Source organism: Haloarcula sp. JP-Z28, assembly GCF_011440255.1.
Lineage (GTDB): Archaea > Halobacteriota > Halobacteria > Halobacteriales > Haloarculaceae > Haloarcula > Haloarcula marismortui.
Genome location: NZ_JAAOHT010000054.1, coordinates 1 through 18,211 on the forward strand (window position 1 = coordinate 1; position 18,211 = coordinate 18,211).

The 18,211-nt window shown below is 62.9% G+C and carries 17 protein-coding genes; 10 read left to right on the forward strand and 7 right to left on the reverse strand.

The window, feature by feature from the left end; all coding sequences use genetic code 11:
• Positions 1-491 (reverse strand): HAD-IA family hydrolase (locus G9463_RS16915; protein ID WP_165897332.1); only part of this gene is annotated, 491 nt, incomplete at its 3' end.
• Between the two features lie 108 nt (positions 492-599).
• Positions 600-932 carry a multidrug efflux SMR transporter gene (locus G9463_RS16920; RefSeq protein WP_049919248.1) on the reverse strand — a complete coding sequence of 111 codons (333 nt, stop codon included), beginning with the start codon at positions 930-932 and terminating at the stop codon, positions 600-602.
• Between the two features lie 251 nt (positions 933-1,183).
• On the opposite strand from G9463_RS16920, the gene G9463_RS16925 reads away from it, so the two are divergent.
• Positions 1,184-2,182, forward strand: a complete 999-nt coding sequence (locus G9463_RS16925; protein WP_127013458.1) for a TIGR04024 family LLM class F420-dependent oxidoreductase — start codon at positions 1,184-1,186, stop codon at positions 2,180-2,182.
• Positions 2,183-2,197: 15 nt separating this feature from the next.
• Here the strand turns inward: G9463_RS16925 and G9463_RS16930 are convergent, their stop codons facing one another.
• Positions 2,198-2,890, reverse strand: coding sequence for a 6-hydroxymethylpterin diphosphokinase MptE-like protein (locus G9463_RS16930; protein WP_004962873.1), 693 nt, complete (start codon positions 2,888-2,890; stop codon positions 2,198-2,200).
• A gap of 329 nt (positions 2,891-3,219) precedes the next feature.
• Here G9463_RS16930 and G9463_RS16935 point away from each other — a divergent pair, with 329 nt between their 5' ends.
• A complete protein-coding gene (locus G9463_RS16935; protein ID WP_165897333.1) occupies positions 3,220-4,680 on the forward strand; it encodes a trehalose-6-phosphate synthase in 1,461 nt (486 codons plus the stop codon).
• 22 nt (positions 4,681-4,702) lie between these two features.
• Here the strand turns inward: G9463_RS16935 and G9463_RS16940 are convergent, their stop codons facing one another.
• Entirely contained in the window at positions 4,703-5,539 is an 837-nt protein-coding gene (locus G9463_RS16940; RefSeq protein WP_165897334.1) for a hypothetical protein, read from the reverse strand.
• A gap of 174 nt (positions 5,540-5,713) precedes the next feature.
• Between G9463_RS16940 and G9463_RS16945 the strand changes: the two genes are divergently transcribed.
• Complete coding sequence (locus G9463_RS16945) at positions 5,714-6,832, forward strand: polymer-forming cytoskeletal protein (RefSeq protein ID WP_174789832.1); 1,119 nt, start codon at positions 5,714-5,716, stop codon at positions 6,830-6,832.
• Between the two features lie 43 nt (positions 6,833-6,875).
• Here G9463_RS16945 and G9463_RS16950 read toward each other — a convergent pair whose 3' ends face one another.
• Positions 6,876-7,955: a dipeptide epimerase gene (locus tag G9463_RS16950; RefSeq protein ID WP_165897335.1), complete on the reverse strand. Its 1,080-nt coding sequence runs from the start codon at positions 7,953-7,955 to the stop codon at positions 6,876-6,878.
• Entirely contained in the window at positions 7,952-8,995 is a 1,044-nt protein-coding gene (locus tag G9463_RS16955) for a DUF1611 domain-containing protein (protein WP_004962888.1), read from the reverse strand. The genes G9463_RS16950 and G9463_RS16955 overlap by 4 nt, the downstream gene beginning before the upstream one ends.
• Positions 8,996-9,129: 134 nt before the next feature.
• Between G9463_RS16955 and G9463_RS16960 the strand changes: the two genes are divergently transcribed.
• A complete protein-coding gene (locus tag G9463_RS16960) occupies positions 9,130-9,876 on the forward strand; it encodes a helix-turn-helix domain-containing protein (RefSeq protein ID WP_004962889.1) in 747 nt (248 codons plus the stop codon).
• A gap of 105 nt (positions 9,877-9,981) precedes the next feature.
• Here G9463_RS16960 and G9463_RS16965 read toward each other — a convergent pair whose 3' ends face one another.
• On the reverse strand, positions 9,982-10,734 hold the full coding sequence (locus tag G9463_RS16965) for an IclR family transcriptional regulator (RefSeq protein WP_165897336.1): 753 nt from the start codon (positions 10,732-10,734) through the stop codon (positions 9,982-9,984).
• Between the two features lie 330 nt (positions 10,735-11,064).
• Between G9463_RS16965 and G9463_RS16970 the strand changes: the two genes are divergently transcribed.
• The 6 genes from G9463_RS16970 (at position 11,065) to G9463_RS16995 (ending at position 18,145) form a co-directional block, all read left to right on the forward strand.
• Complete coding sequence (locus G9463_RS16970) at positions 11,065-12,618, forward strand: Na+/H+ antiporter NhaC family protein (protein WP_004962895.1); 1,554 nt, start codon at positions 11,065-11,067, stop codon at positions 12,616-12,618.
• Entirely contained in the window at positions 12,615-12,887 is a 273-nt protein-coding gene (locus G9463_RS16975) for a hypothetical protein (RefSeq protein ID WP_004962897.1), read from the forward strand. The genes G9463_RS16970 and G9463_RS16975 overlap by 4 nt, the downstream gene beginning before the upstream one ends.
• A 78-nt stretch (positions 12,888-12,965) precedes the next feature.
• Positions 12,966-13,979 (forward strand): ornithine cyclodeaminase family protein, encoded by a 1,014-nt coding sequence (locus G9463_RS16980; protein WP_165897337.1) that lies wholly within the window; start codon positions 12,966-12,968, stop codon positions 13,977-13,979.
• Between the two features lie 116 nt (positions 13,980-14,095).
• The gene (locus tag G9463_RS16985) at positions 14,096-15,055 is read left to right on the forward strand and encodes a nucleoside hydrolase (RefSeq protein WP_165897338.1); all 960 of its coding nucleotides are present in this window, start codon (positions 14,096-14,098) and stop codon (positions 15,053-15,055) included.
• A 211-nt stretch (positions 15,056-15,266) separates the two neighbouring features.
• A complete protein-coding gene (locus tag G9463_RS16990) occupies positions 15,267-16,349 on the forward strand; it encodes a Xaa-Pro peptidase family protein (RefSeq protein WP_014039886.1) in 1,083 nt (360 codons plus the stop codon).
• Between the two features lie 98 nt (positions 16,350-16,447).
• Positions 16,448-18,145, forward strand: a complete 1,698-nt coding sequence (locus G9463_RS16995) for an alpha-glucosidase (protein ID WP_011222899.1) — start codon at positions 16,448-16,450, stop codon at positions 18,143-18,145.
• The last annotated feature ends 66 nt before the right edge of the window (positions 18,146-18,211 follow it).

Below are 18,211 nucleotides of genomic sequence, written 5' to 3' on the forward strand. Positions count from 1 at the left end.
GCTGCGTGACGGTACAGCTCTGCTGCTGGCTTGAACGTCTGGATCTCGTCGGCGCTGACGGTGTCTTCGAGCAGGCCGCCGATGCCGGCGAACTCAACCATGGAGTCGAGCATCTCGGGGTTGCCGTTCGAGACGACATAGAGGTCGTAGCCGGCGTCGTAGAGTTTGTTCATGCCGTCACGAACGTCGTCGAACACGTCGAGTTCGTGATAGACTGCGAGAATCTCGTCGCGCTCTTCGGTCGTGATGTCGACACCGTGAGCATCTACTGCGTACTGGAGCGCATCGCGGTTCATCTCGTAGAACGGCTTGTAAGCGTCAATCTGGTTCGCGAGGAACGTGTACGCCAGCGAGCGGGAGCGCCAGAGCCGGGATACCGGTTGGGGGTCGTCTACCCGGTCGGCGAGGGCTTTCTGGGCGGCCTCAACGTCGACGATGGTGCTGTACGAGTCGAATGTGATCGTCGTCACGCGGTCCGGGTCGAACGGCATAGGCACCCGTAGAACCGGGTGCCTCATATAGCCGGTCGCCGAGTCAGGCACACAGCCGTCAGGCACGGGCGCGCTCTCGACGCTGGGCGTGTCGTGACCGGGTCCCGCTCAGTGCGCAGACATCTCCGAGAGGACGTTGACACAGTACACACCGATGATGATGAGCAGGATGCCGACAGCACCGGGGAGGTCGATAGGCTCGTCGAACACGACAATTCCGATTGCGGCCACACCGACGATTCCCAGCGCGGCCCAAGTGCCGTAGACAACGCCGATGGGGAGGTCTTCAAGCGTCAGCGACACCAGATAGAACGCCAAGCCGTAGCCGACGACGACCCCGAGGCTGGGGACAGGGCGTGAGAAGCCTTCCGAGAGTTTCAGTGACGTTGTCCCGAGCAGTTCGGACACAATCGCGGCTCCGAGGAGGGCATAGGGATTCACGGGTTCACTCGCCGAGAATTGTGGACAGAAAATATACATTTCGGCTGCCGTCAGGTCCGCAGTCTCCTCTCCCGAAGCGCTGCCAACCCGGTCACCTCCCTGTCAATAAACCGCGGACAACGGGCGACACTCCCCCTCTCATGTGGCTTTATCTCCCGTGCGGCCGCACTGCGAGCCATGTCTCAGATACATATGTTCCAGTCGCTAACAGGAATCTGCCCGGTCACCACACAACGCATGGAGGGCGACAGATGACAGCGCGAGACGTGTATCTCCCGGTCGCAGCCCAGCCGTCGGTCGACACGCTCGTCGGGATGAGCCAGCAGGCCGAGGACCGAGGTTACGACCGGGTCTGGCTCCCGGAAACGTGGGGGCGGGACGCGGTGACGACGCTGACCAGTATTGCCGAACATACGTCGACGGTCGGCCTCGGCTCCTCGATTCTGAACGTGTACTCGCGGTCGCCGGCGCTGCTCGGCCAGACCGCGGCGACGTTACAGGAAGTCTCGGACGGCCGCTTCCGCGCCGGTGTCGGACCCTCCGGGCCTATCGTCATCGAGGGGTGGCACGGCCGTGAGTTCGAGAGCCCGCTCAAGTACACGCGGGAGACCGTCGACATCATGAAATTAGTGCTCTCCGGGGAAACGGTCGACTACGACGGGGACATCTTTTCCCTGTCCGGGTTCCGACTGCGCTGTGACCCGCCCGAATCCGCGCCGCCCGTGGACGCTGGCGGTCTCGGGCCGAAATCAGTCGAACTCGCCGGTCGCTTCGCCGACGGCTGGCACGCACTCATGCTGACCGCGGACGGCTTGCGGGACCGGCTGGAAGACTTCGAGCACGGCGCGGACCTCGGCGACCGCGACCGCGCCGACCAACGAGTGACGCTGTCGCTGACCTGCTGTGCGATGGACGACCGGGAGCAGGCCCGGGAACTGGCCCGCCAGCACGTGGCCTTCTACATCGGCGGGATGGGGACCTTCTACCGCGACGCGCTGGCCCGGCAGGGATACGAGGACACCGCCTACGAAATCGCTGAGCAGTGGGGGTCGGGCAACAAGGGGGCCGCCGTCGATGCCATCAGCGACGAACTACTGGACAGCATTGCCGTTGCCGGCACGCCCGAGGACTGTCGCGACCGCATCGCACAGTTCGAGGACATCGATGGCGTGGACGCAATCAACATCTCGTTCCCCCGCGCTGCAGAACGAGACACTATCGACACGACCATCGACGTGTTAGCGCCCTGAGTCTGCGAGTCGGTTTCAGTCGGTAGCGACCGGCTCAATATCGTCGCGTCGGCCGTCAAGCACGTCGAATCGCTCGCCGCGGCGCTGTTCCAGCCAGCGCAGCAGGCGCTCGGCCCAGCGGAGTTTCTGGCGCTTTTCGGCCGTCACAGACGGGTCCTCGAAGTCCCAGCCGGGGAACACCAGCGAGGCAGCACCGAAGTGGTCCGCGAAGAACGCAGCACGGTCGCCATCAGTGAAGCCGCCGTAGTTGCGGACCGGCGAGGCAGGGGCCGCCTGTGTCGTCGGCACAACGAACTCGCTGTCGTAGGCCGGAATGTGTGTTTCCAGTGCGGGAATGTTGTCACCGTGAGCGTGGGCGACGACTGGTGTCCCGGCAGCTGTCAGTTCCCGCCCGGTGTCGGCGTTCTTGTCCAGATCCGTGACCATGCAGTCAATGGCGACGCCTTCCGCCCGGAGGCGGTCGGCGGCCGTGGAGGCCGCGAGGACCACATCGGCGTCGGCTGCCCGGTCGGCCTCGGCTTCCAGCGACGGGCCGGCCCCGGCAATGGCGACCGCTGCGCCGTCGAGTCCAAGACTCGCCGGGTCGTACGTCCTGTCGTCACCGAGCAGTTCGACGAAGCGGTCACAGGCGCGCTCGTCGCCGTCACGAGGGTAGCCGAAGTCGTCGAGGATAGCCTCGTACACTGGTTCCCAGGTGCGAAATTCCATCTCTCGTCAGGCACTACGCAGTGGGCGTGTTTCTGTCTTGTTCACCGACCCAGCCACACTGCACCCACATACAAATACCCCGCAGCGTAGCTGTCGCTGCCGAATTCGTGTCCAGATAAACCGAGTTGAGCCGAAATGGCACGTCCGTGTACCCCTACCCGGGTGCCCTTTCGGCTTTCACCCTTTTCTTTCGAGGCCTCCGGTATAAGTTTTCTCTTACCGTCAGACACAGATGGCGGGCTTCACAGGCAGCGATGACTTGTTACGCTATGTCGCTACGCCAGCGCTCCACGACAGCCTCAAGACGGGGCAGTCCTTACCAGCGGCAAATGGGCCCGGGAGTGTCAGGAAACGCGCAGAACGATGCAGTTCCGGACTCGCTCGTGGTCGTCTCGAACCGCGAACCGTATAGCCACGAGCAGGACGACGACGGCGAGATACAGGTCCAGTCCGCAGCCGGTGGCCTGACAAGCGCACTCGACCCGGTGATGCAGTCACGGGGCGGTACCTGGGTCGCCTGGGGTAGCGGCGACGCCGACATGGCCGTCGCCGACGAAGGCATCGTGGAAGTACCGCCATCGGACCCCGCGTATGACCTGAAACGCGTCCCGCTCTCCGACGCGGCGGTGCAGGGCTATTACTACGGCTACGCCAACCAGGTGCTCTGGCCGCTCTGCCACGAGGATACGGGTCGAATATGGGCAGAGCCGGCCTACTGGGAGCAGTACCGCGCCGTCAACGAGCAGTTTGCTGAGGCCGTCGATACGGTCGCCGATGCGGGCCAGCCGGTCTGGTTCCAGGACTACCACCTGGCGCTCGCGCCCAGACTGGTCCGGGAGCGACGGCCAGATGCGACGTTGTTGCAGTTCTGGCATATCCCCTGGCCCGCGCCGTCGGTGTTCCGGCACTGCCCCCACAGCGACGCGCTGCTTGACGGATTGCTGGCCTGCGACATCATCGGTTTTCACACGGCAGGGTACGCCGAGCAGTTCCTGCACTGCGTCGACAGCGCGTTCCCTGCGGTGACCGTCGACACGGACAGCGGGACAGTTACTCGCGCCGGCGACACGACACGAGTCATTGCGAATCCGCTGGGTATCGATGTCGAGGGAGTTCGGGACCGGGCACGGACTGCCGACGTGGGCAGTGTCCGAGATATCGTGCTGGGCGGCAGCCGCTCGGACACGTCAATCCGTCTCGCGCTCGGCGTCGAACGGCTTGACTACTCGAAGGGCATCCCCGAGCGGATTGAGGCGTTGGCACACCTCTGGGACCGGCGGCCGGACCTGCGAGGCGACTTCACGTACGTGCAGAAGGCGAGCCGAACACGGGAGGGAATCGCCGCCTACCGACGGTACCGAGCGGACGTCGTCGACGCCATCGAACGCGTCAACGACCGGTTCAGAACCGACGACTGGCAACCCATCGTCTACACCGAGGCCAACCTCGACAACGAGACGCTCGCCGGGCTGTACCGGGCCGCAGAGGTCGCGGTCGTGACGCCCCACCGCGACGGGATGAACCTCGTCGCCCACGAGTACCCGGTCGCCTGTACCGATGGCGATGGGGCGCTCGTGTTGAGCGAACTAGCTGGCGCGGCGACCCATCTTGACGGCGCGCTGACGGTCAATCCACACGACATCGAGGCGATTGCGGACGCCATCGAGCGGGCGTTGGAACTGGACGAAGCTGAAACCAGTGACCGGCTTTCGCGCCTGCAGCACAGCGTCGAGACGCTCGACAGTGCAGAGTGGGTCGCCAGACAGTTCAGCGCCGGGCAGTCGCTGTAGTCTTTGCCGTCGGTTACCGGCGCTACGCGTTCGCCAGCCAGTCCGGTTCCGCAACGGTGGTGTCGTCGACCTGCGAGACAGAGAGCGACAGCGTCACCGTCACCGGCTGGCCGTCCCGCTCGGTGGTCACCCGGTACTGGAACGACCGGACGACGCCGTCATCGTCGACGAGCACGGTTGCACTGGCCGAGTCCGTCGTCCCGTTGGCCGAGACGTTCGTCGAGACAGCGTTGTCGGCCGCGAAGCCAGTGACGTTGCTCCCGGTCGCTTCGAACCGCGAGACGCTGTCACCGTCAACCGTCTCGGTTCCGGCGTAGGTCCAGTTGATGTCCGACCCGAGCGACTGGAGCAGTGAGCGGTCGATGACGCTGCTCTCGTTGACCGGCTGGACCGGCCCGTCGTACGGCGGTGATGCGGAGCGGTAGTCCGTCATCTCCTCCTCACCGCGGGCGAGGACTCGCCGCTCAGCGGTAGTTCCGTCGGCGGTGTAGGTCGTCGTTGCCAGCGTGTCACCGCTGGCCTGCACCAGTTCACCGCTGGCCAGCGACCGGTCGCTCTCACGGTCGATAGCGACGGTTCGGTTGATGAACACCGACCGGTTCTTCCCGTCCCGGACTGTCGAAAGCTGGAACGACAGCGAGGTGGTAAACGACGAGTTCGACAGCGTCTCAAAGTGTCCACGTTCGATGGCCCCCGCGTCGAAGCCGGACGAACCGGGTGCGGGGCCGTTGGCATCAGCCGAGGTCGGTGTCTCAGATGTGCCCGTGCCCGTTTCAGAGCCGAACAGCCCGCTACAGCCAGCGGATGCTATCAATAGCACCACAAGTGCAAGCGAGAGGTGGCGGCGTTCGAGTAACATACTGGAGTCACTGTAGCAGCGAATTAGTTCGTTATGGCCGCTCAGCTGTCACGTTCCCCTATCGTCGAGATTCGATACCCCGCCACTGACTGTGCCACCAGCGCGAAACCGCGGCGATGCCGTTCCCGTCTGACCCGCGTCAGACGCCCGTCATGCACGTCATGAGGGTTTAATATGAACGAAACCGCTATAGAAACCGTGCCTCTCGGCTCCGACCCGCTGTCCGAACTCGACATTCCTGACGGGACGACTGTCGAGGAACACGACCTAGTGACTGACGGTGACGTCATCGTCGGCGGCCAGTCGACCGTGGAGTTCGGCGTGCGCGGGCGGACAGTCATCGCCGACGAGCGAGTCCGCTTTGACGGCCACATTGAAGCCGAAGGTGACTGTCGGCTCGATATGTGGTGCGACGTGGCGGACAACGTGCTTGTCGGCGAGGACGCCTACATCGGCGAACGGGTACATATCGGCGGCGAACTCCGTGTCGCTGGCGACCTGGATATCGGCGACGACGTGGACATCGAGAACGGGTTCGAGGCGAACGGCTGGATCGTCATCCGCAACCCGATGCCGACCATCGTCTTCCTGTTTGTCTATCTCTCACAGCTCCTCCGCATCGGCGAGGAAGACGCGGCCGAAGAGGTAATCGACGAGATGTTAGACGACGGGAGTGACGAGCACGACCCGGTTCTGATTCCACGCGGTGCGAGCGTCTCGGACGACGCCTGGCGCGTCTCGACGCCGGCGACGGTCGGCGACGACTGCCGACTCCACGGCAACATCCGCGCGAAGTCCCTCGAAGTCGGCCGTGATACGGTCGTCTTCGGGAGCCTGCGCGCGAAAGACGATATCGTGGTCGGCCGGGGCACGGAGATCAAAGGGGATGTAACGACCCGCAGCGGCACCGTCCGCGTCGGCCCGGGCGCGAAGGTCTGGGGCGATATCTCCGGGACGACCGTCGAACTCCACGAGAACGCGACGGTGGACGGAACAATCCGGGCCAGCGAGGAGATGCGGATGCACACTGAGACAGTGCTAGACCGGCCGGACGAGTCCGCTGCAGCAATGGCGGAGATGGCCGAATCGCTCGAAGCTGACACTGACACTACGGAGCCAGCCATCGAACGGAGCGATTCTGACGATACCGAGCCGGCGGCCGATACAGCCGACGACAACCCTGCCACTGTGGACAGTGCGACAACCGACGACGGAGATACAGACGGAGCGACTAGCAACGATACGTCCGAGGACAGTCCCGACGTCGAAGAGGCAGCAGAGTCCGCAGAGTAAGCGCTCGGACGCTATTTTGCGTGTGAAATCGAGCCACGCAGCTTCAGTTCTCAGTCGCCTCTGACACAGCCGCCGGCGGTGAAACGCCGTGTCCCGGCCCGTCGATATCGATACGCGGACCCGACGACATCGATGGCGGGCACTCCTCAAACAACAGGTGGCCGTCGAGGTCGACGTAGTCGAAGGCACCGAGCCCAGCGGCAAGGTGGGCACTCGTCGCAATCCCGGTTGCGCCTTCGAGCATACAGCCGAGCATACAATCGAGGGAAGCGGCCTCAGCGATGGCCGCAATCGCCGCTGCCCCAAGGAGCCCTGATTTTCCGAGTTTGACGTTGATCACGTCGGCGGCCCCATCACGAACCACAGCGGTCGCATCCGCCGGCGTGAATACGGCCTCGTCCGCGGCGACGGGGACCGAGAGTCTGTCGCGGGTCCTCGCGAGACCGCGGATATCGTCCTTCGGCGTCGGCTGTTCGACTAGGGCGAGGTCAACCCCGGCCGCCGTCACCTCGTCGACAAACTGCTCTGTGGCCTTCGGCGTCCAGCCCTGATTCGCGTCCACCGTAATCGTCGCGTCGGGTGCAGCGTCCGCGACCGCAACCGTTCGGGCAACGTCGTCGTCGATGGCCCCGCCGGTCTTGACCTTGATGTGGTCGAAGCCCGCAGTTGCGGCGCGCGTGGCTCGCTCGGCTGCCGCGTCAGGCGTAACTATCGGAACGGTGATATCGGTGGTAACTGATGCCGGCGCGCCGCCGAACAGTTCCGAGAGCGGGATACCGCGGTCGCGACAGTAGGCGTCGAGCAGTGCCGTCTCGACAGCAAACAGCGCCGAAACCGCTCCGGGCACTGCGGTCCGCACCTCGCCGACAAGTTCGCGGTAGTCAGCGAGTGGAGCCCCCTCAAGCATCGACGTTACCGACCGAGCAGTCGCCACGGCAGCTGCCTGCGTCTCGCCAGTCACTGGCGGTAACGGGGACCCTTCCCCGTGGCCGACAGTACCTGAGTCAGTCTCCACTGCGACGACCAGATTCCGTGCTTTCTCTCGGGTTCCGAGTGAGATTTCGAACGGCTCATCCAGTTCGTGCTCAAGCGGTTCGGCGGAGACGCGCTCGATACGAGTCATAGCGCCCCCAGAACGGCCGCAAGGAGTGTCTCCGGGCCGTCATCGTCGTAGATGTTCGCCGCTGGAAGCCCTGTTCTGGCGGTTTCCGCCTCCGGGTCGCCCCACGTGGAGAGGGCGGCGACTGTCGTTTCTGTGAGGTCGGTAATTGCGCGGCGTTCGGCCTCGACGCCGGCCACGGTGAGGTCGTCGAAGTGGGACCGGGCCTTCCGCGAGGGGTCGTCGGCTAGCACGACTGCATCGGGGGCCGCTCCGTGGAGCAACCCAAGCGTCACGCCACCGTATGCGGTGTGCGTGAGGGCGGCCTGTCCTTCGACGAACACGATATCGTGGTCCCTTGCGACATCGAGCACCATGTCCTCGACGACGCCCGAGACGAAGTCAGCCGGAACCCGGTCGATGACGACACCGCGGTCCGCGCCGACGAGGATGCCGGTCTGACCCGTTGCGACCCAGCCGGCGTCAAGTCCGGCATCGGTCGCCGCCCGGTACAGTTCGAAGGTCGTCGTTCGCTTCCCGACCGCACAGTCGGTCCCCATCGTCAGGACGACATCTGCGTCGGCCTCGTCCCCGCGACCATCACCAAGGGTCAGGTCAGATACGGACGGTGGTTTCCGGACATCAACGAGGTCGACACCGTGTTGCTGGGCGCGCTCGGTCCAGACTGGGCGCTCACTCAGGAAGACATGCAGGCCAGAGACAACATCACAGCCGCGCTCCATCGCGCGCTGGATGGCCTCAACCCACGCTTCTGGAAGGTCACCGCCAGCGGGCGCGACACCGATGACAAGGACGGCCGCGTCCGGAGCCTGATTCAGCGCTTCGGTGACGGTTTCGACGACCGGCACGTCGTCAGCAGCCGACCAATCGAGAGCCGCGCCGGCGTAGGAGCTTGGACACGTCGAGTCCACGACGGCTTGCACGTCGAACAGCTCTCCGTGCATAACGATACCGTTGGCCGTCTTCCCTTCCGGGTGTCCGAACTCCCCCTCTGCGAGTACAATGGCGGGCGTGTCTTCGTCGTATTTTCGCCGCAAGTCCATACTGATGCACACCGCGGGCGTGACTGACAAACCAGAGCCTTACATGTGTGGCATTGTTACCGTCGGTGGAGGACGACAACCCGTAATGAGAGCGAGAACAGGCGAGCGAGACCACGTCCCAGAACCCAGAAAGAATGGACACTGACAGCTCCGATATGACCGCTGCTCGGTCCAGCGGCGGCCTCCAGTTGACGCTCGAACTGGAGCATCCAGACTGCTGGATGCGGGAAGTGACGGCGGCCACTGCAGCCAGACTGCTGGTCAACGCTGCGTACTTAGTCGACGGGAAGGTCAAGGCCCACGTCGTCGCATACGCTGAGTCGGCAGCCGCGGTCAAGGCGCTCGTTGCGGCGACCCGAGCGTCGGACCACACTCATGCAGTCACGGAAATGGATACCCGCCGTAGTTTCGGCGGGATATCAGCACCGGTAAACAAAGCGACGCGGACGCTCCTCGTCGAATACGGCCCCGAAGAGAGCATCCACGACGCGCTGGTCTCACACGGGTTCATGAATCAGGAGCCGATCCGAATCCGCGACGGAACCGAGTACTGGACAGTCGCTATCGACGAATCGCGAGCGACGATACAGGAGAAACTCGACGCCGTGTGCGCACAGAAGGACGCGACGATAACCGTCACACAGATCACGTCGGCGACCACCGGTAGCAGGGAGCGGGACGGACTGGCTGTCCGGCAACTTTCCGACAGGCAGCGCGAGGTGTTCGAACTAGCCCGCAAACGCGGCTATTACGACTACCCGAGAGCGGTAAGCGGGAGTGAGCTAGCCGACGAACTCGGTATCGCGAAGACGACGTTTCACGAACATCTCCGGAAAGTCGAGGCCACGCTTCTCGGTCCCAGCGGCACTGACCGAGACTGATGGCAGTAGAGCCGCGCAGGCCGTAGTTTGGTTTGGCAAGTCTGTGGTCACAGAATCGGCGTCACACAGCTGCTCCTCGCTTGTGACGACAGGCGCGACTGAGCGCTACTGTACCCCGAGTTCCGACTCCAGTTCATCGACAACGTCCTGCAGCATCGATGCGAGTTCATCGTTCGGCGGCAGCCGATACAGCGGGCCGGAGATGTCGAGTGCGCCGAGAACGCCGCCGTGTGGGGCGGTGACCGGCACGCCGACCGACCGAAGCCCCTCGACTGCCTCCTGGTCGTTCACCGAGTACCCGCGCTCTTCCGTGCGGGCGATGTCTTCCAGAAGCGTCTCTCGGTCGGTGACCGTGTACTCTGTCTCAGCGGGCAGTCCCCACCGGTCGAGAATCTCGTTGACTCGGGTCTCCGGCAACGCGGCGAGGATCGCCTTCCCGACTGCCGAGTTGTGCAGGTAGTAGTACCGGCCCACCTGGAACCCTTTCGACGGGACGTTAGCGACGACGTTGAACAGCGTTATCGCACGCCCGTACTCTTCGATGGCAAACGTGACCTCCTCACCACAGCTATCGGCGAGTTCGTGTGTTTCGCGACGGGCGACCTCGTACCACTCGTTCCGGGTTCGAGCGCCTTCCCCGAGGTGGAACAGCTTCATGCCGAGTCGGTACTGCTCGCCTCGTTTGACCAGATACTCCTGGTCTAGAAGTGTCTTGAGGTGGACGTGAATGGTGCTCGTCGAGAGGTCCAGCCGGTCCGCAAGCTCACTCATTCGAGCCTCCCCCAGCTCGTTTACCGCATCGATGATTGCGAGGGAGGTTTCGGTCGTCTGGAGACGACGACCGCTAGAGCTATCCATACTACTGTGAACTTGATACCGATATAAAAAAGTCCGGTCATAGTGGAACAGATTCGGTGAATATTATTCCAGAATATGATGTCTATTGGGTGTCTGATTACTATGAGTTATATTTTGCAGAAATGTGCATGAAATTAGTATCTCTCCCTTCAATTTGGGCTATATACAGGGTCGATACGTCTCCCAAAATCCAGTAGAAGTGGACTTTTATATATTTACAGCGCTCGTGACGAGATGAGACTTTACCAGAGGCGGCTCCAATGATTTGTTACCGGTGAGTTAGCTATTATCATGAACTTTTGCGTGTGTATCTGACGAGGCACAGAATGTATGTCAGACACGGATAGTGGCGATGGGACAGAGATCGAAGAGATCTCCGGCCCGGATGTCGAAGCAATCGAGTTCTACGGCGGACGGTGGATGAGTGTTATTCCCATAGGGTTGTTTATCCTGTGGGCGATTGTCCAGAGTGGCCTGTTCGGTATCGGGGATACGACTGGACTCGTCGCGGGAATGCTCGTGGCGCTCATCGTCGGGATGTTCTTCGCCAAAGGGGACTGGAAGAACTACGCGAACACCATCTTCGATGGGATGACGAAGCGAGTCGCCGCGACGGCGGTCGTCGCGTGGCTCTGGGCAGGAATGTTCTCGAACACGCTCCAGGCAGGCGGCTTCGTCGGCGGGCTTGTCTGGGCAGCGAACGCGGCCGACGTCGGGGGCGCGCTGTTCCCGGCCGCCACGTTCATCCTCGCAGCGTTGTTCACGACCGGTATCGGAACCGGCTACGGCGCAGCAGTCGCCTTCTCGGCGCTGTTCTTCCCGGCTGGTATCCTGCTCGGTGCGAACCCGGTGTTGCTGTTCGGGGCAATTCTCTCCGGGGCCGTCTTCGGGGACAACCTCGCGCCAGTCAGCGATACGACGATCGTGAGCGCGGTGACCCAAGACGCTGATATTGGCGGCGTCGTCGCCTCGCGGTTCAAATACGCCGTTGTTGCGGCGGTACTGGCGCTTGCGGCGTACGTCTTCGCCGGAAACGCGATGAGCGGGCTGAACATCTCCCAGCAAGCACAGGACCTGTTCGTTCAGAATAGCGAACCGGCAGGATTGCTGCATCTCATTTCCATGCTCGTCGTCATCGTGACGGCAGTCATGGGCCGACACATTGTCGAAGCGATCTCGTGGGGACTCATCGTTGCGGTTGTCTTCAACGTCGTCTTCGGTCTCGCACCGCTGAGTGACGTGTTGCTGTTCAAGGTTCCCGAAACGTCAGCAGCCGCGAGCTGGGCCGGCGGACTACCAATCGCGGAAGTCGTTGCGGCAGAGAACGCCGGCGTCACCGGCTCTATCTACAACGGTGCAGCCGGCTTCTTCCCGCTAATCGTGCTCGTGTTGCTCATCGTCGCCGGGTCAGAGATTATGATCCGTGGCGGTGGCTTCGAAGCGATACAGGAATGGCTGCTTGAAAACGTCGCAACGGGCGTCCGAAAGGCCGAGACGACGATGGTGGTCGGCACCGCTCTCGTCAACTCGATGATCACGATCAACACGGCGGCAGAAATCGCGATTGCGCCGTACATCGCCCGCATCGGCCAGCGGTACAATATCAACAGCTACCGCCGGGCGAACATCCTCGACGCGAACACCTCGGCACTCGGATACATCTTCCCGTGGGGCGGTGGCGTCCTCATCGGCTTCGCGACGCTACAGGGTCTCCCGGGACAGTACGAGTGGTTCACCAGTGCGATGATTGTCAACCCCGTGCAGGTGTGGCCGTACGTCTTCCACGGCTGGTTCCTGTTCGGCGTATTCCTCGTTTCCGCGCTGACCGGCTTCGGGCTCGAGTACACCACTGACCGCAAATCCAAGGATGTGACCCGTCTATGAGTATGTTCAGCAAGTTCCTCACCGGGATGTCCTTCAGGTCGACCACGCCGACGTTCGAGGCGGGCGAAGAGATAGAAGTGTACGTCACCGAACTCGACGAGGAATCCGGCGAGTTGGTCGCACAGGTCGGCGAGACTCGCCTTCACTTCGAAAACGGCGAGGCAGATATCGTTGGCTGTCGTGTGCTCGCGAAGGTCGAATCGTTCGACGACGGCGAGCACCGCGGCCGTGTCACTCACAGAAAGACGCTGTCTCAAGGGTCGTTCTAGGAGTGCCACAGAGAGCCGAGCAGCCACTGAATCAGTATCGCGCGGTCAAATAAACCGATATAATACATTCACAACACTATGAGCAATTCACTATATTCCACAGCACGACAGGACAACCAGACGACTATCGTCCCCAGCACGGACATCGAAGCGACCGTCCAGATGGCGGACCTCGTTCCGGCCATCGAGGCCGCGTTCGCCGCATACGAAAACGACACGGCGCAGATGCCGCCGAAGTCCTACATCGACCTGCCACAGCACAACGGTGACTTCCGGTCGATGCCGGCCTACCTCGAAACGGACGACTGGGAAGCGTCGGGCATCAAGTGGGTGAACGTGCACCCGGACAACCCCGACGAGTTCGACCTGCCAACCGTGATGGGGACGCTCGTGTACACGGACCCCGAGAGCGGCTTCCCGCTTGCGGTGATGGACGCGACGACACTGACCATGAAGCGGACCGGTGCGGCCGCCGCCGTGGCGACGGACCACCTCGCCGTCGAGGACGCGACCTCGCTCGGCATCATCGGCGCTGGCGTCCAGTCCTACACGCAACTGGAGGCCATTTCCCAGGTGCGACCGATAGAGTCCGTCATCGTCAGCGACCTCGACGACGACCGTGTCCAGCGGTTCATCGACACCTTCGGCGACGAGTTCGACGTCCGAGCAGGCACGATTTCGGAGGCCGCCCAGTGTGACGTCCTGTCGACGGTCACGCCGGTCGAAGACCCCATCGTCACGCTTGAGGACCTCGGGGAACACACCCACGTCAACGCCATGGGTGCCGACGCCGAAGGGAAGCAGGAACTCCACACGGAGGTCATCCGCGAGGCGACCCTCGTCATCGACGACTTCGAACAGACGACCCACTCCGGCGAGATAAACGTCCCCTGGAGCACGGGCGAAATCGGCGAGTCGGATATCGACGCCGAACTCGGCGAGATCGTCGTCGGGAACGCGCCGGGCCGTGACGACCTGTCCGGGATTAGCGTCTTCGACTCGACCGGTCTCGCGATTCAAGACATTGCTGCCGCGCGTATCGTGTACGAATCGCTCGGTGACGACAGCGGACACCGCCTCGAAATGGTGTAATCCCGGCGGTTCACGGCGTCGGTTGGTCGTTCATCCGTCGCTATCGAGTGCCGGAGTGTCGATGTGGCACACAGTTGCGGCCCGAGACATTTGTATGGGCCCTGCGATGAGCGGGTATGCGACGCGTCATCATCGATACGGACACCGCGGGCGACGACACACAGGCGATTCTCCTTTCCTGTCTCAGTGACCGAGTTACCGTCGAAGCTATCACGGTCGTTGCCGGGAACGTGCCCTTCGACAGAGAGGTCGAGAACGCGAAGTACACGCTCGAACTCGCCGATTCCCTCGACGTGCCCGTCTACGAAGGGGCGAGACAGCCGCTTCTCAAGGAGTTCGAACACGCGGCGTATATCCACGGCGAGGACGGCCTCGGCGGCGACCTGTTTCCCGAAACGGACATCGAATCAGCGAGCGGATTTGGACCAGATGAGATCGTCGACCGCTGTCGGGCAGCCCCTGGCGAAATCACGCTGCTCTGTATCGGACCGCTGACCAATCTGGCGCTGGCGTACGCCCGCGAGCCTGAACTTCCGGAGCTTGTCGATGAGGTGTGGGTGATGGGCGGGAACGTCAACTGTGAGGGGAACGTCACTCCTGCCGCGGAATTCAATCTGTGGGTTGACCCCGACGCTGCCAAACGCGTGTTCGACGCCTTCGAGGTGACGCTCGTCGACTGGGGCGTGTGTCTTCGAGACGCAGTGTTTGGCTCCTCCGAGTTCGAGGCGGTGTCGGCGTTCGACACTGAACTGGCGTCGTTCTTCGAATCGGTAACCGAGCAGGCCCGGGCGTTCAACAGCGAGGGCCCCGACGACCCCGGATGGACGGCACTCCCGGACAGCGTCACCGCCGCGCTGCTGGCGTATCCGGAACTCCGCGAGGCGGTGTCGACGTACCACGTCGCGGTGGACGACCGCGACGGGCTCACCCGCGGGTACACCAGCGTCGACGTCAACGGTGTGACCGACGGGGACCCGAACACCCATGTCGTAGAATCCGTCGACAGCGACGCCTTCCAGTCCGTCATGTACTCGCTGCTCCAGTCCCGGGACCCTGACAGCGGCATCGCCGAGTGAGTCATACTGCCGGCTGTAAGTCTGTGAAGAATATCGCCACTTCGGGGTGGCGAATCTCTTGAAATAGTTACAGCCGGCAGTATCAGGAGCGGCGTCGAACACGATAGGAGCAAGATGTGTGTCGTAATTGCCGCTGTGGGAGACCTGTGGCGCCAGTCCTGTTGTCGCGTGTTGTCCCTGGTTTTTACTGGGGCCGGCGGGATGTCAGGGTATGACGCTCACAGACCGACTCGACCAGTATCTCCGGACAGCGGGACTCGAAGCCGTCTGGTTCGCCCGACCGAACTCCTTCGCATGGCTCACAGGGGGAGGCGACAATGTCGTCGACCGGGAGGGTGACATCGGCGTCGCCGCCGCGGGCTACGACGGCGACGGCGTACGGGTCGTCGCCAATAACATCGAAGCGCCGCGGCTCCGTGACGAGGAACTCGACGGCGATGTGACCGTTGCGACGTTCGACTGGCACGCGGAGTCACTGGCCGAGGCTGTTGCTGATGCGAGTCCGGCCCCGGCGGCGGCTGATTTCGATGTCCCCGGCTTCGAGTCAGTCGACGCCACACAACTCCGACAGCCGCTGACCGAGACCCAGATGAAGCAGTGCCGTGACCTCGCGCGAGACACGGCTGAAGCAGTCGAGGCTGTCGCGCGGAAAGTCGAACCCTCGCATACCGAACTCGATGTGACCGCGGTGCTTCGACAGAAGCTCGAAGGCCGGGGCATCGCCACGCCCGTCGTGCTCGTTGGCAGCGCCGAGCGGGCGCAATTATACCGCCATTACACCTCGACTGACACTGAACTCGGCGACTACGCGCTCATATCGGTGACCGTCCAGCGAGACGGGCTCCACGTCAGCACCACCCGGGCGGTCGCGTTCGACCCGCCGGAGTGGCTCATGGAGCGAACCCACAAGGCCGCCCGCGTCGAGACCACTGCGCTGGCCGCGACACAGGTGGTCGGTCAGGGTGGCGGCACAGCGGGCGACGTGTTCGACGCGATTCAGGACGCCTACGCCGCGGTCGGCTGGGAGGGTGAGTGGCAGAACCATCATCAGGGCGGCGCAACGGGCTTCGCCGGCCGTGAGTGGATCGCCACGCCTGGACATGAGGGCGAGGTCGCGTTGCCACATGGGTACGCCTGGAACCCGACCATCGACGGGACAAAGAGCGAAGACACGTATCTCGTCTCCGACGACGACATCGAACTGCTGTCCGGGACCGGCGACTGGCCGACTGAGACGGTTTCGGCGGTCGGCTACGACCTCGAACTGCCGCGACACACGGTGCTAGAGTTGTAGCGGTACTGGGTCCCCCATTGCCCGGCAAGGGTAAGAAGTTTACAACGGGTGTTGTATGAACCCGTGGATTTAAGCGACGTGTCAGGCTACCCCTGTGTATGACCGCAGCGCGCGCCTGGTGGAAGGAAGCAGTCGTCTACCAGATCTATCCCCGGAGCTTCAACGACAGCGACGGCGATGGCGTCGGCGACTTGCAGGGCATCATCGAGCGCCTGGATTACGTCGCCGACCTCGGCGTCGATGTCATCTGGCTCAACCCGGTGTATGACTCTCCCCAGAAGGACAACGGCTACGACATCAGCGATTATCAGACCATCTACGACGAGTTCGGGACGATGGCCGACTGGGAAGCGCTGGTTGAAGAGGTCCACAACCGGGATATGCGGCTCGTCATGGACCTCGTCGTCAATCACACGTCGGACCAGCACGAGTGGTTTCGGAAATCCCGCCAGCGCGACCCGGAGTATGAGGACTATTACATCTGGCGCGAGGGCGGGACAGATGAAGACGGCGACCCCGTGCCGCCGAACAACTGGGAGTCCTTCTTCGGGGGCTCCGCGTGGGAGTACGACGAGGAGCGCAGCGAGTACTTCCTCCACCTGTACGACACCTCACAGCCGGACCTGAACTGGCGCAACGATTCGGTCCGGACGGACATCTTCGACACCATCGAGTGGTGGCTGGAGAAGGGCATCGACGGCTTCCGGATGGATGTCATCAACCTTCTGTCGAAAGTCGAGGGGCTGCCCGACGGCGACCCGGACAGCGAGTGGGTCGGCGCCGAGCATTTCATCGACGGCCCGGAGATGCTGTCGTACCTGACGGCGTTAGATGAGGAAGTGCTATCGAACTATGACGTGATGACCGTCGGGGAGATGCCACAGCTCACCGTCGAATCGGCTCTCGAGTACGCCGACACAGACGGCCCGCTGGACATGGCGTTTCACTTCCAGCACACGAAACTCGATTACGCTGACGGCGAGCGGTGGTCTGTCGGTGACTGGAGCCTGCCGGAACTGAAGCGTATCATCGGCCGCTGGCAGGACGGGCTGGCGGCGGACGGCTGGAACACGCTGTACTGGGAGAACCACGACCAGCCGCGGAGCGTTTCCCGCTACGGCGACCCCGAGAACTATCGCCGGGAATCCGCAAAGCTACTCGGAACGTTCATCCTCACGCTCCGTGGCACGCCATACGTCTATCAGGGGCAGGAACTCGGGATGACGAACGCCGACTGGGAGACGATGGACGACCTCCGCGACGTGGACGCGATCAACCACGCACGGGAACTACTCGACCGAGACGGGGTCGAGGAGTACGATGACGTGAAAGATATCGTCGGCTACCGGACCCGCGACAACGCTCGAACGCCAATGCAATGGGACGACTCGAAAAACGCCGGTTTCACCGACGGCGACCCCTGGATTCAGGTCAATCCGAACTACAGAGAGATCAACGCTGCCGACCAGCAAGCCGATGTGGATTCCGTCTACAGCTACTACCAGCGGCTCATCCAGTTGCGCGCCGACAGGGACGTGCTGGTGTACGGGGACTACACCGACCTGCTCCCCGACCACGAAACTGTCTTCGCCTTCACACGGTCGTTGTCGGCGGACTCGGGAACCGAGCGAATCCTCGTCGTCTTGCATTTCGACGACGCAACGGAGACCCTCGACCTCCCGGTCGAGTACGCCGATGCGACGCTGCTCGAGGGCAACTACGACTGTGACGACACGGACCCGGGAACGGTGACGCTCGCGCCGTACGAGGCTCGCGTCTACGAGCTATTCGACTGAGCACGTCCTCCCTCGCCTACTCCCAGCGTAACGGTCGTCACGAGGCACAGATTGAAGACTCGCCCG

What these genes read in the sequence shown, in the direction of transcription:
- G9463_RS16955 (WP_004962888.1), bottom strand. Translation starts at nt 8,995, where the DNA reads ATGGACTTGCGGCGAAAATACGACGAAGACACGCCCGCCATTGTACTC.
- G9463_RS16980 (WP_165897337.1), top strand. Translation starts at nt 12,966, where the DNA reads ATGAGCAATTCACTATATTCCACAGCACGACAGGACAACCAGACGACT.
- G9463_RS16960 (WP_004962889.1), top strand. Translation starts at nt 9,130, where the DNA reads ATGGACACTGACAGCTCCGATATGACCGCTGCTCGGTCCAGCGGCGGC.
- G9463_RS16945 (WP_174789832.1), top strand. Translation starts at nt 5,714, where the DNA reads ATGAACGAAACCGCTATAGAAACCGTGCCTCTCGGCTCCGACCCGCTG.
- G9463_RS16940 (WP_165897334.1), bottom strand. Translation starts at nt 5,539, where the DNA reads ATGTTACTCGAACGCCGCCACCTCTCGCTTGCACTTGTGGTGCTATTG.
- G9463_RS16935 (WP_165897333.1), top strand. Translation starts at nt 3,220, where the DNA reads ATGGGCCCGGGAGTGTCAGGAAACGCGCAGAACGATGCAGTTCCGGAC.
- G9463_RS16950 (WP_165897335.1), bottom strand. Translation starts at nt 7,955, where the DNA reads ATGACTCGTATCGAGCGCGTCTCCGCCGAACCGCTTGAGCACGAACTG.
- G9463_RS16985 (WP_165897338.1), top strand. Translation starts at nt 14,096, where the DNA reads ATGCGACGCGTCATCATCGATACGGACACCGCGGGCGACGACACACAG.
- G9463_RS16965 (WP_165897336.1), bottom strand. Translation starts at nt 10,734, where the DNA reads ATGGATAGCTCTAGCGGTCGTCGTCTCCAGACGACCGAAACCTCCCTC.
- G9463_RS16970 (WP_004962895.1), top strand. Translation starts at nt 11,065, where the DNA reads ATGTCAGACACGGATAGTGGCGATGGGACAGAGATCGAAGAGATCTCC.
- G9463_RS16930 (WP_004962873.1), bottom strand. Translation starts at nt 2,890, where the DNA reads ATGGAATTTCGCACCTGGGAACCAGTGTACGAGGCTATCCTCGACGAC.
- G9463_RS16995 (WP_011222899.1), top strand. Translation starts at nt 16,448, where the DNA reads ATGACCGCAGCGCGCGCCTGGTGGAAGGAAGCAGTCGTCTACCAGATC.
- G9463_RS16925 (WP_127013458.1), top strand. Translation starts at nt 1,184, where the DNA reads ATGACAGCGCGAGACGTGTATCTCCCGGTCGCAGCCCAGCCGTCGGTC.
- G9463_RS16975 (WP_004962897.1), top strand. Translation starts at nt 12,615, where the DNA reads ATGAGTATGTTCAGCAAGTTCCTCACCGGGATGTCCTTCAGGTCGACC.
- G9463_RS16990 (WP_014039886.1), top strand. Translation starts at nt 15,267, where the DNA reads ATGACGCTCACAGACCGACTCGACCAGTATCTCCGGACAGCGGGACTC.